Raw genomic sequence first — 12,179 nt, 5'->3', positions numbered from 1 at the left:
CCACTAGCCTCTAGTAGGAAGGAAAACGAGCCGTTAATTTATTTTTTAGTTTATAGGCTTTTTGAAGAACAGCCTATTTCTTTTGATTAAGGGATAATAAGCCAAGGCAAGGCGTCTAAAAAGACTGTAACAAGTAGTCACAGTCTTAGTTATTCTTTCAACAGAACATTTTTAAACCTTATGATCCGTGGCATCACGAACACTTTTGGCTACAAGATCAGCCACGCCCGCATCAAACGCCCCAGGTATGATGTGAGTGGGTGATAATTCCTCGTCCGTGACGAGACTTGCAATTCCTTTAGCAGCTGCAATTTGCATCTCAATGGTAATGGTTTTTGCACGCGCATCTAGTGCACCACGAAAGATTCCAGGGAAAGCTAACACATTATTAATTTGATTTGGAAAATCGCTTCTGCCCGTCCCGACAATATAAGCACCGGCTGCTAAGGCCTGATCTGGATAGATTTCTGGTACGGGATTAGCCATGGCAAAGATTATCGGTTTATCAGCCATCAAGGCAATCCATTCTGCTTTTAGCACACCTGGAGCCGAAACGCCAATAAAGATGTCTGCCCCTTCTAGGGCTTTGTCTAAGCCCCCACTACGACCTTCCTTATTAGTTACTTTTGCGATTTCAAAATGATGTGGGGCAAGTTTGTTTTGATCAGCCTGATTGATAATGCCAAATCTATCAACGACAGTCACATCAGTCGCACCAGCTGCAAGTAACTTGCGGGTGATGGATAAACCAGCTGAACCGCCGCCATTGACAACAATTTTGGCTTGTGCAAGCTCTTTTCCGATTAATTTTAAACTATTAAAGACGGCTGCTAGCACAACAATCGCTGTTCCGTGCTGGTCATCATGAAAAACAGGAATATCGCATTCTTCAATTAGGCGTTGTTCGATTTCAAAGCAACGCGGCGCACTGATGTCTTCCAAATTAATCCCACCAAAAGTTGGCGCCATTGCTTTGACAATTCTCACGATTTCATCCGGATCTTTAGTATCTAATACAATCGGTATGGCATCAACACCGGCAAATGCTTTAAAGAGCGCTGCTTTTCCTTCCATAACAGGCATCGCCGCCAGAGGGCCAATATCGCCCAACCCTAAAACTGCTGTCCCATCACTCACGACAGCAACGGTATTTTTTTTGGTAGTTAAAGTATAGCCTAGGGCTGGATCATTGGCAATAGCTGAGGAGACACTGGCCACACCGGGGGTGTAAGCAATGCTCAAATCTTCCTTGTTTTTAATGCTCACCTTGGGGCTAACTTCTAATTTACCACCATGCTTGCGGGCTTGATCGATCGCTCGTTGTCCTAAATCTGTTGTCATGTGAAACTCCCTTCAAGATTAATGATTAATGGAAAATAAACCGTAAAATAGCAGTCATGGTGATGACTGTAATCGCCCCACCAAGACGGGTTGCAACTTGGGCAAATGGCATAAGATTCATCCGATCTGCTGTGCTTAAGATGGCAACGTCACCTGTTCCTCCCATCCCACTTTGACAAGCAGAGACGATGGCTGCTTCGACAGGATTCATGTTCAAGAAACGCGAGACAAAAAAGCCAACTGAAACAACGGTAAGCACGACGCTAATCACAACAATGAAATATTGCCAACTCAAGGTAGCTACGACATCTTTAAGGGGAATATAAAGCAATCCCAGACCAGCCATAAGCGGAAAGGTAAAATTACTTGAGATGAATTTATACAGCTGCTTGGCGCCATTTTGAGTTTCTTGAGGAATAATATTGACATATTTTAAGAAAGCCGCCAGAATAATCATCAGAACCGGTCCAGGAAAGCCTGTCAAATGTTGCAAGAGTCCACCAGCAATAAAAAGCGTACAAGCTGTCAAAACACCCGCTCCCATCAATTTAACATCCAAGGCACCCGATTGATCTTGTAAAGCATCGGACATATCTTCGGTCTTACCTATTTTAACCAGCTGGCCTTGGCCTGAGTAGTCAGGATGTTTTTCTCCAAAGCGGTTGAGTAAGGCGGTGCAAAGGATGGCGAAAAAATTACCAATGATAGTAGCTGGAATTAATTGTGCTACTAACTGCTCACTAGCAACACCTGTAATGGAACTATAGCCTAAAGAAAGAGGTAAAATACCTTCGCCAATCCCTCCGGCTAAGACAGGAGTTACAATATAAAAGAGGGTGTGTTGCCACTTAAGTCCCAGCAGGACCCCAACGAGCGTTCCGACCGCCATGGCACAAACCATACCTAAAAACATAGGAATAATCATCCGAAAAAGGCCTTGAATCAAGATTTTTCGATTCATACCTAGGATACTTCCACAAACCAAACAAGCAATATAAAAATAGAGAAAGTTGGCTTGTTTCATCAAAATATTGGTTGCGGCCAAAACATTGGGATTTAGGAGATTGAAAAATACCAAGATGGACGGAACCAATAGAGACAAGATTGCCGGACCACCAAAATGTTTGAGTCCTGGAATGGTTGCCCCAATAGTTCCTAGCAGCCAACCCAGTGTTAAGATAACCGCAAAGCCACCTAGCATATTGACCGGTAACTGTTGCAGGTAGCCCGTAACAAAAATAAGCGCAGCCATAGCAAGATATACAGGTAGCGGCACTGAACCAACTTTGACTGTCATCCATCCTTTAGTTGGTGGTGGTGTTTTTGGTAAATCATGTGATGTTTGCATTTCCATGAAAAAACCTCCCCTTTGTGATGCTTTCAGTATAATAAAATCAACGTTCAAGCAAAAGATTATTTAATTACTTTAAGTTCTTCAACTATTTCAATTTATTTAATTAATTTAAAGCAAACCTTTGTGGTGCCAACATGGTATACTAAAAACATGAAAAGACGATTTTCGCTCTGGCAAAGCCTATCTTTAACTTTGTTATTGATAATCATGGTAACATCAAGCCTGTTTTATACGATCATGATTAAAGAAAACTATCGCCACATCAAGGCACAAGAAACCCATTTATTAACTGCCACAGCTCAGTTTTTAGCAAAAGATCAGCGTATCCAGCAACTGCTACTCAATCAAGCGGATGGTCGCTCCGTTAACCAATATACCAACCGTATTGCCAAATCCTATGGCCTAGATTATGTTGTCGTCATGAACCAAGAAGGGATTCGCTTAACTCATCCCAATCCTCAAAAAATCGGCAAGCCTTTTCAAGGTGGTGATGAAACAGCAGCCCTTCGCGGTCAGAAAATCTTATCAACTGCTCGAGGAAGCCTTGGCAAATCTGTACGCTATCTGGTCCCTGTTTTTAATCAGCACAAACAAATTGGGGCCTTGGCTGTGGGAATCAAACTCACCACCTTAAATGAAGTGGTCCTACAGACTAAAAAGAAATATACTCTAGCTTTTTTGCTTTGTTTAGCACTGTCTATCTTGGTTATTACCCTAATTGCGTTGCGCTTAAAGCAGCAGCTCCATAATTTGGAGCCGCAAGAGATTTTTCAGCTATTAGAAGAGCGTAATGCGATGCTTGATCAAACAGAGGCTGCAGTTTTTGTCATCAACCAAGAAAAGCACATTAAACTATCAAACCACGCCGCTGCTACCCTCATTCAAGAAAAATTACAGCTCAAGCTATCAAATGGACAATCTATTTACGAGCTTTTTCCCAATTTTGCTAAGATTGATCTAGCAAACCATCATGAGCAACTCTTTCGCTTTCAAGACGACGACTATCTGCTAACTGTTTCTCCAATTATTGTCAATCGTGATCTCCGCGGCTACTTGATTTTCATTCGTTACGCCCATGATGCGCTAGCCATGTTAGATCAATTAGCCTATACAACCACCTACGCTTCTGCGCTTCAAGCACAGACACACCGTTTTATGAATCAAATGCATGTGATTTACGGGCTGGTTGATATTGCCTATTACGATCAACTCAAGATTTATCTAGATAGTATTTTAGCACCTGAAAATCAAATTATTTCCAGCTTATCTGTTTTAATTAAGGAACCCTTGTTAGCAAGCTTCTTGATTGGTGAGCAAGAAAAATACAAAGAATTAAACATTCAGTTGCGCTTTGAGATTATGAGTGAAGTGCCGCTTGCGTATTCCAAAAACCAACTTAACCATTGCTTGGCACTCTATCGCTTCATCCATCCTAAAGTTATTACTAGCTGGAAACCCCAATCTGTGTTAATGCGTATTAGTTGGGAGCAGGGTTATCTCTCTACAACCTATCTCATTGAAGATGAAAATTTGCAAAGCACCTCAATTGCCAAACTGTTTCATATTGATTACTTTAAGCAACTGTTATCAGATACCCAAACGGTCTTTACCAGTCATATTACAGATAACCAAATTGCCTTTACCATTACCACCCCTTACAAAGGAGCTGACTATGAAAGTACTCATTATTGAAGATGACCCTATGGTAGACTTTATTCATCGTAATTATCTTGAAAAAACAAATCTATTTGATAGTATCATTTCTAGCGATGCTCTATCTGATGCCTTAACCCAACTAGAACATTATGCTTTTGATTTAATCCTGCTAGACATTCACATTAAAGATGGAACAGGTATCCATCTGTTAGAAATCATCCGAGCACAGCACCACAACTGTGAGGTCATTGTTATCTCAGCGGCCAATGATGGCCAAACCATCAAGCGAGCCTTTCATTTAGGGGTGGTTGATTATCTGATCAAACCCTTTACCTTTGACCGTTTTCAAGAAAGCATCAAGCGCTTTTTAGAGGTCAAAAACCAGCTTAATCAACAACGCATCCAGCAACAACAAATTGATCAATTAAATGCCCCACAAGTAATCACGACGTCCTCTCACGCTATTTTATTGGAAAAAGGGCTATCTGAAGCAACGTTTAACTTCATTCTTAAAACGATTCAAGACTTAAATCAAGCTTTTACCATCCAGGAATTGGCGGACATTACCCAACTATCACATGTCTCTATTCGAAAATACATCGCTTTTTTGGAAGATAATCATTATCTAAACAGCGAACAGATTTATGTTAAAGTGGGTCGTCCTTATCGTGTCTATCGCTTGCGCTAAATAAAAAAGACTAAGCTTAGTCATGTCATCTCCTATTAGAGGGTCTTCATTACTAATCTTAGTCTTTTTGTCGTATCTGCTTGTATCTAAGCTAAGCGATTGGCCGCTAATTATTATTTACGATACATCTTAAATTGTAAATACAAGTCATTATATATGCCTAACCAATGATTGCCTAGGTTGTTATAGACTTCTAATTTCTTGATTGTTTGTTCATCAGGATAAAAAGCTTTATCTTCTTTAATTTCTTTTGGTAGCAAAGCTTTAGCCTGATTATTAGGTGTGGCATAGCCAATGTACTCAGCATTTTGAGCGGCGTTTTTAGGCTCTAACATAAAATTAATAAAGGCATAGGCTTCTTTTTTATGTTTTACTGTTTTGGGAATAACGAGGTTATCAAACCAGAGATTAGAGCCTTCACTAGGGACGACATAACGTAGATGAGGGTTCTTATCCAGCATCTCACTGGCCTCGCCTGAGAAGGTTACGCCTACGGCAGCATCCCCTTGGATCATATAGCCTTTCATTTCATCAGCAACAATTGCTTTGATATTAGGCGTTAAATCCTGTAATTTTTTTTCAACCGCTGCTAGTTGGTCTTTATTTTTCGAATTTAAACTATAACCAAAGCTATTTAGACCTAGCCCCATGACCTCGCGTGCCCCATCAACTAACATAATCTTATTGTTATATTCTGGGCGCCATAGATCAATCCAATGCTTGGGCACCTGATCCACCAACTGTGTGTTATACACTATGCCAACCGTTCCCCAAAAATAGGGTATGGAATAGTCATTTTGGGGATCGAAGCTTTTTCCGACAAAGGCTTCTCCGATGTTAGAAAATCCTTTGATTTGGTGCTTATCTAGCTTGACCAAAAGTTTTTCTTTAATCATTTTGTCAATGGTGTAGTCGCTTGGCACAGCTACATCGTAGGTGGTTCCGCCTTGTTTAATCTTGGTATACATGGCTTCATTGGAATCAAAGGTCTCGTACTGAACTTGGATACCCGTTTCTTTTGTAAATTTTTTAAGCAGGGCAGGATCGATATAATCACCCCAATTATACACAACCAGCTTATCGGATTGGTTAGCTGAGCCCGATTTTTTAGTAATGGTAAACGAGAGGGTCGCAAGCAGCGCAATAATCACAAGAACCCCCAGGATAAAGGAATACAGTTTACGCATGCTTGTCCTCCTTCTCTTTTGAAATGTAATAATAACCAATCACCAATAAAATAGAGAAGAAAAAAACGATGGTCGAAAGGGCATTGATCTCAAGGGAAATCCCGTGGCGAGCACGAGAATAAATCTCCACTGATAAGGTTGTAAAACCATTTCCAGTTAAGAAAAATGTCACCGCAAAATCATCTAAAGAATAGGTAAAGGCCATAAAATAGCCTGCAATAATCCCTGGTGTTAAATAAGGTAGCATGACTTCTTTGAGCATTTGGAAATAGCTAGCGCCTAAATCATAAGCAGCATTCACCATATCTTGATTCATTTCTTTCAAGCGAGGTAAGACCATCAAGACCACAATCGGTATCGAAAAGGCAATATGGCTTAGCAAAACAGAAAGCAGGCCCAACTGAAACTTCAAAGTGGTGAATAAAATCAAAAAAGAAGCTCCAATCATGACATCTGGCGAAACCATTAGCACATTATTAACTGATAAAAAAGCATTTTGCCATTTTTGGCGTCTTTCATGGATATAAATGGCTCCAAAGGTGCCTATAGCTGTGGCAATTAAAGCACTTAAAAAGGCAAGAACAAAGGTTTGAAGCAAAATAGACATCAAGCGACTATCTGCAAACAGGGCTTGATAGTTATCTAAGGTGATTCCCTTAAACCCATTCATATCACCGCCCTTATTGAAGGAATAAAAAATTAAATAGAAAATCGGCACATAAAGCAATACAAAGGTAAAAGTTAAATACAAGTTAGCTATTTTTTTCATTTACTTCTCTCCTTTGTCGCCCACATAATCACAACCATAGTAATAATTAAAACAACTCCAATGGTCGAACCCATGCCCCAGTTTTGTGTCGTTAGAAAATGCTGCTCAATAGCTGTACCAAGGGTGATAACCCGGTTACCACCAATCAAGCGTGTCAACATAAAGAGACTAAGACTAGGAATGAAAACTGACTGAACACCAGCTCGCACCCCATTTAAAGACAAAGGGAAAATCACTTTTAAAAAGGTCTGCCATTCATTAGCTCCTAAATCTCGACTAGCATTAATCACATTGGTATCAATATCATCTAAAACATTGAAAATCGGTAATAACATAAAGGGCAATTCAATATAGGACGCCACAAAAATAAAGGAAAAATCAGTAAATAGTATCTGTTTGGGACCAATGCCGATAAAGGTCAAAAAGGCATTCACACCACCTTCTTGACCAAAAATCCCCATAAAGGCATAAGCCTTAAGCAATAGATTTACCCAAGTTGGTAAAATAATCAGCATGAGCCATAATTGTTTATGTTTTAGTTGCCTTAAAAAGAAAGCAGCCGGGTAGGCTAACAACAAGGTAACCACAGTAATAATCCCAGCATATAAAATAGAGTTAAAACTCATTCTAAGATAAGTCCAAGAGCTAAAAAAAGTCTGATAATTAGCAACGGTTACCTTGCCTTGAATGTCAAAAAAAGATTTATATACAAGGAGAGCCACCGGTGCTAGTACAAACAAAAAAATCCACAGAAAATAAGGAAGGGAAAAAAGCTTAGAGGTTTTCTTCATTGCGTTCCTCCTCAATGGCATTAATTAAACCATCTTCGTAGTCTTCGCTTTCCACATATTCTTCAATCCGAGCATCGAACTCTTCTTCTGTTTCATTCAAACGCATGATATGAATGTCTTCTGGTGTGAAATTAAGACCAATAACTTCGCCTTCGATCGCCTTTCGTGTCGAATGAATCATCCATTCATTGCCTCGTTCATCATAGGCAATAATTTCATAATGCACACCACGAAATAGCTGTGTATCAACCTTAACCTGTAATTTCCCTTCTTCTGGCAAGGTAATTTGCAAGTCTTCTGGCCGAATCACAACTTCGACTGGTTCATTGGGGCGCATGCCACCGTCTACTGATTCGAAGGTTTGTCCATTGAAAGAAACCAAATAGTCTTCGATCATAATGCCGTTAATAATATTTGATTCACCTATGAAATTAGCGACAAAATGATTGATAGGCTCATCATAAATATCTACCGGACTTCCCGATTGCACAATTTCTCCTTCGTTCATTACAAAAATCCAGTCACTCATTGCAAGTGCTTCTTCTTGGTCATGCGTAACAAAGACAAAGGTAATACCTAAGCGTTGTTGCAGTTCACGAAGTTCATATTGCATCTCTGTGCGCAGTTTTAAGTCTAAAGCAGACAGAGGTTCATCTAACAGAACAAGGCGCGGCTGATTAATAATTGCTCGCGCAATGGCAACGCGTTGTCGTTGGCCACCTGATAGCTTTTGAATCGGGCGGCTTTCAAATCCTTCTAAGTGCACCAGTTTCAAGGTTTCTGCTACGCGAGCAGCAATTTCTGCTTTTGGCACTTTTTTCAATTTTAAGGCAAATGCAACATTATCAAAAACATTCATATGTGGAAACAAGGCATAATTTTGAAAAACGGTGTGAATGTCGCGTTTGTTAATAGGCAAATCATTAATACGTTTGCCATCAAGATAGACATCACCACTCGTTGCATCCAATAGCCCTGCCATGATGTTTAAAATGGTTGACTTCCCTGAACCAGAGGCTCCCAATAAGGTATAAAATTTACCTTCTTCTAGCTCAAAGTTAATATCTTTAAGCACCCTTGTCCCGCTATCTTCAAAGATTTTGGTAACATGGTCAAATGCGATAATTGGCTTAGTCAATTGTCATAAATCCTCCATAACACTTTCTTCCATTTTCTCACCAATAATGCGAACTTCTCGCTCGAGCCTGACCCCAGAACGAGCTTCAACAGTAGTAATAACATGGGCGATTAGCTTTTCATAATCAGCGGCGGTACCATCGGCAACATTAATCATAAAGCCAGCGTGTTTTTGTGAAACTTCAACGCCACCAATACGATAGCCCTTTAAATGAGATTCCATGATTAATTGCCCAGCAAAATGCCCTAAAGGACGTTTAAAGACCGAGCCACATGAAGGGTATTCCAAGGGTTGTTTCAGACGACGCAAATGATTTAAACGATCCATTTCCTGCCCAATCTGATCATAATTGCCAGGTTTTAAGGCAAATTTTGCCGAGATCACAATATCACCGGTTTCTTGAATAGCTGAATGACGATAACCAAAGGCCATATCACGTGCCGAGAGGGTTTTTATCTCACCTTCTGGTGTTAAAACTTTGGCCGATAAAAAGATATGTGCCATTTCACCGCCATAAGCTCCGGCATTCATAAAAATAGCACCACCCACACTCCCAGGGATGCCACAAGCAAATTCAAACCCTGTCAAGCTATGAAATTTAGCCACTTTTGTTGTCTCAATTAAGTTAGCACCAGCTTCTGCCTCGATGGTGTAGCCATTAACCGTCACACTATTTAAGTTATCTAATAAAATAACAAAGCCCCGAATTCCACCATCTCGAACAATTAAATTACTTGCGTTACCAAGCACTAACCAGGGGATGTCATGCGCATTTGCATAGGACACCACTCGTTTTAATTCGTAGCGATTTCTTGGAAATACTAAATAATCAGCCGGACCGCCTACTTTAGTATAGGTATACTTTTTTAAAGGTTCGTCGAAACGAATATCAATTCCTTCTAATTCACTAATCATGGATAACTTCTTTCCAATTCTTTACCTTTGACATTAAAAAATCGACACAAGGCGGGTATTATTATACCAAAAAAAATTAAAAATAACGATAATTTTTTCAGACCCTGCCTTGTCTAATTAACTTTTCGAACATCTGATACATCTAAGGCTGTTAGATAGTGCGACAGCAATTTGCCGTCTGGCTCTAGCCGCAAGTTTGGAGCGATTTCTAAAAGTGGTATCAGCACAAAAGCACGTTGTGTCATATAAGGATGCGGGATAAGCAAATCATCAGAAGTGATGCGCTCATGATTAAAAAGCAGCAAATCAATATCAATTGTCCGTGGTCCCCACTTCTCATGCCGGACACGGCCTAAGGCCTGTTCGATGGCTTGCGTTTTTGATAAGAAAGCATGCGCAGACATAGTCGTTTCGACCTGACATGCGATATTCAAAAAATCTGCCTGATCTTCCTTGCCCCAGGCTGCCGTTTCATAATAAGAAGACACAGCTATTAAATGCGTCTCGGGTAAATTCGCAATAGCTTGAACAGCATCATTTAAATAGGCTGTCCGATCTCCCTGGTTACTTCCTAATGATAAAAAAATAGTATTCATCGGCTACGCTCCAAATAGATGCCAACAGAGTCATAGTGCCCTGCAATTGGCGGATTTTCTTTACGAATAGTAATACAGATGGTTTGAATGAGAGCATACTCCCTAAAGAGCTGCTGACAAATGGTCTCTGCCAAATGCTCAATCAATTGATGCCTGGTTTGCTCTACTTCCTTTTGTATCGTCTCGTAAACCAGGCCATAGTGGACGGTATCTTCCACCTGATCAGATCGTCCGGCAGGTGTTAAATCTAACCCTAATTCCAAATCAATCACAAAAATTTGACCAAGCACATTTTCTTCTTTTAAGGCGCCATGGTAGCCATAATAGCGGCAGCCATTTAATAATATCTTATCCATCCCTACCTCACATAAGCTGGCTAAAAATAGAGACAATGTCTTGGTTAGCCCTAACATTGTGGACACGAACAATCTGGCATCCCTGACTTATGGCATAAGCAGATAAGGCTGCTGTAGCTCCATCACGCTCAGTGGCTTTCGTTTGACCTCCCATTAAAACATCTACAATACGTTTGCGTGAAATTCCAAATAAAACAGGGTAACCCAGCTGACAGACTTGCTTGAGGCCCTTTAACAAATCCTTATTATGCTGAGCATTTTTAGCAAAACCAAAACCAGGATCAAGCCAGATATTTTCCTTGGCGATCCCTGCTTTTTGCGCCATAGCCGCTCGCTCTTTAAGAAACACACACACTTCTTTGGTGACATCTTGATAGCTCTCTGCTTTTTGATTATGCATCAAAATAATCGGGACCTGGTACTTAGCGGCCAACTCAAACATCTGGCCATCATAAAGGCCCGCCCAGACATCATTTAAAATATCTGCCCCGGCTGCTAAGGCAGCTTGCGCTGTTTTTGTTTTATAGGTATCAATGCTCACTAAAACATCACAATGCTTTTTAATAGCCTTGATGACCGGTACCACTCGATTGATTTCTTCAGCAGTGGAGACAAATTGGCTACCTGGACGGGTTGATTCCCCGCCAACATCAATAATTTTTGCACCCTCTGCAATCATTCGCTTAGCCTGTTGCAAGGCTAAATCAACTGAATTATAAGCCCCACCATCAGAAAACGAATCCGGGGTCACATTTAAAATCCCCATAATTGCAGCTTTGCCATCAAGGGAATACTTTCCTATCTGCATGCTATTTTCCTTTCCTTACGATTTTAATAACGTTAATAGTTCCCTACGTGCTTCTTTGTCAGCCTGGTAGATTCCCCTTGCTGTCGTTGTCAAAGTCTTACTACCAGGTTTTTTAACCCCTCGCATGGTCATACACATGTGCTCTGCTTCGAGCAAAACATAGACACCTTTGGGATCAAGTGCCTCAACTAGGGCATCTGCCACTTGAGCTGTTAAGCGTTCCTGCAATTGCGGTCTTTTGCTAGCCACCTCAACTGCTCGTGCTAGTTTACTTAGCCCTGTCACTCGTCCACCACTAGGTAAATAGGCAATGTGGGCCTTACCATAAAAAGGGACTAAATGATGCTCACACATTGAATAGAAATAAATATCTTTTACAATAACAACATCTTCATGATTTTCTGTAAAGACGGCAGTAAACTGATCTTTGGGTTCTTTTTGTAAGCCGGCAAACATTTCCTTGTACATGTTTACCACACGTTTTGGCGTATCAACTAAACCTTCACGCTCTGGATTTTCCCCCATCGCCTCAAGTAAGTGATAAATAGCTTGTTCAGCCTGTTCGATATTCATTTTTTGA

At 40.5% G+C, this 12,179-nt stretch carries 13 protein-coding genes; 2 read left to right on the top strand and 11 right to left on the bottom strand.

The window, feature by feature from the left end:
* Window positions 1-171: 171 nt before the first annotated feature.
* Both GWD08_RS05040 and GWD08_RS05035 read right to left on the bottom strand, forming a co-directional pair.
* Window positions 172-1,341 (bottom strand): NAD(P)-dependent malic enzyme, encoded by a 1,170-nt coding sequence (locus GWD08_RS05040; protein WP_159543773.1) that lies wholly within the window; start codon window positions 1,339-1,341, stop codon window positions 172-174.
* A 25-nt stretch (window positions 1,342-1,366) separates the two neighbouring features.
* Window positions 1,367-2,638, bottom strand: a complete 1,272-nt coding sequence (locus GWD08_RS05035; protein WP_408022843.1) for a 2-hydroxycarboxylate transporter family protein — start codon at window positions 2,636-2,638, stop codon at window positions 1,367-1,369.
* Between the two features lie 207 nt (window positions 2,639-2,845).
* Here GWD08_RS05035 and GWD08_RS05030 point away from each other — a divergent pair, with 207 nt between their 5' ends.
* Together GWD08_RS05030 and GWD08_RS05025 are read left to right on the top strand one after the other, a co-directional pair.
* Window positions 2,846-4,387: a Spo0B domain-containing protein gene (locus GWD08_RS05030; RefSeq protein WP_159564570.1), complete on the top strand. Its 1,542-nt coding sequence runs from the start codon at window positions 2,846-2,848 to the stop codon at window positions 4,385-4,387.
* A complete protein-coding gene (locus GWD08_RS05025; protein ID WP_159564568.1) occupies window positions 4,368-5,039 on the top strand; it encodes a response regulator in 672 nt (223 codons plus the stop codon). Before GWD08_RS05030 ends, GWD08_RS05025 begins: the two co-directional genes overlap by 20 nt.
* A 113-nt stretch (window positions 5,040-5,152) precedes the next feature.
* Here the strand turns inward: GWD08_RS05025 and GWD08_RS05020 are convergent, their stop codons facing one another.
* The 9 genes from GWD08_RS05020 to folE form a co-directional block, all read right to left on the bottom strand.
* Entirely contained in the window at window positions 5,153-6,226 is a 1,074-nt protein-coding gene (locus GWD08_RS05020; RefSeq protein WP_159564566.1) for an ABC transporter substrate-binding protein, read from the bottom strand.
* The gene (locus GWD08_RS05015; protein ID WP_159548113.1) at window positions 6,219-6,995 is read right to left on the bottom strand and encodes an ABC transporter permease; all 777 of its coding nucleotides are present in this window, start codon (window positions 6,993-6,995) and stop codon (window positions 6,219-6,221) included. Before GWD08_RS05015 ends, GWD08_RS05020 begins: the two co-directional genes overlap by 8 nt.
* Window positions 6,992-7,786 carry an ABC transporter permease gene (locus GWD08_RS05010; RefSeq protein WP_159543783.1) on the bottom strand — a complete coding sequence of 265 codons (795 nt, stop codon included), beginning with the start codon at window positions 7,784-7,786 and terminating at the stop codon, window positions 6,992-6,994. The genes GWD08_RS05015 and GWD08_RS05010 overlap by 4 nt, the downstream gene beginning before the upstream one ends.
* Complete coding sequence (locus GWD08_RS05005) at window positions 7,770-8,924, bottom strand: ABC transporter ATP-binding protein (protein ID WP_159543785.1); 1,155 nt, start codon at window positions 8,922-8,924, stop codon at window positions 7,770-7,772. Before GWD08_RS05005 ends, GWD08_RS05010 begins: the two co-directional genes overlap by 17 nt.
* A 3-nt stretch (window positions 8,925-8,927) precedes the next feature.
* On the bottom strand, window positions 8,928-9,839 hold the full coding sequence (gene murB, locus GWD08_RS05000; RefSeq protein ID WP_159564564.1) for a UDP-N-acetylmuramate dehydrogenase: 912 nt from the start codon (window positions 9,837-9,839) through the stop codon (window positions 8,928-8,930).
* A 113-nt stretch (window positions 9,840-9,952) separates the two neighbouring features.
* Window positions 9,953-10,435 (bottom strand): 2-amino-4-hydroxy-6-hydroxymethyldihydropteridine diphosphokinase, encoded by a 483-nt coding sequence (folK, locus tag GWD08_RS04995; protein ID WP_159564562.1) that lies wholly within the window; start codon window positions 10,433-10,435, stop codon window positions 9,953-9,955.
* On the bottom strand, window positions 10,432-10,791 hold the full coding sequence (gene folB, locus GWD08_RS04990) for a dihydroneopterin aldolase (RefSeq protein WP_159559643.1): 360 nt from the start codon (window positions 10,789-10,791) through the stop codon (window positions 10,432-10,434). Before folB ends, folK begins: the two co-directional genes overlap by 4 nt.
* 7 nt (window positions 10,792-10,798) lie before the next feature.
* Complete coding sequence (folP, locus tag GWD08_RS04985; RefSeq protein ID WP_159564560.1) at window positions 10,799-11,599, bottom strand: dihydropteroate synthase; 801 nt, start codon at window positions 11,597-11,599, stop codon at window positions 10,799-10,801.
* Between the two features lie 15 nt (window positions 11,600-11,614).
* Window positions 11,615-12,172: a GTP cyclohydrolase I FolE gene (gene folE, locus GWD08_RS04980; RefSeq protein WP_159564558.1), complete on the bottom strand. Its 558-nt coding sequence runs from the start codon at window positions 12,170-12,172 to the stop codon at window positions 11,615-11,617.
* Window positions 12,173-12,179: the final 7 nt, after the last annotated feature.

This window comes from Streptococcus halichoeri, from assembly GCF_009870755.1.
Taxonomy (GTDB): Bacteria; Bacillota; Bacilli; order Lactobacillales; family Streptococcaceae; genus Streptococcus; species Streptococcus halichoeri.
The sequence above is the reverse complement of the archived record's forward strand: the minus strand, read 5'-3'. Positions and strand labels throughout refer to the sequence as shown.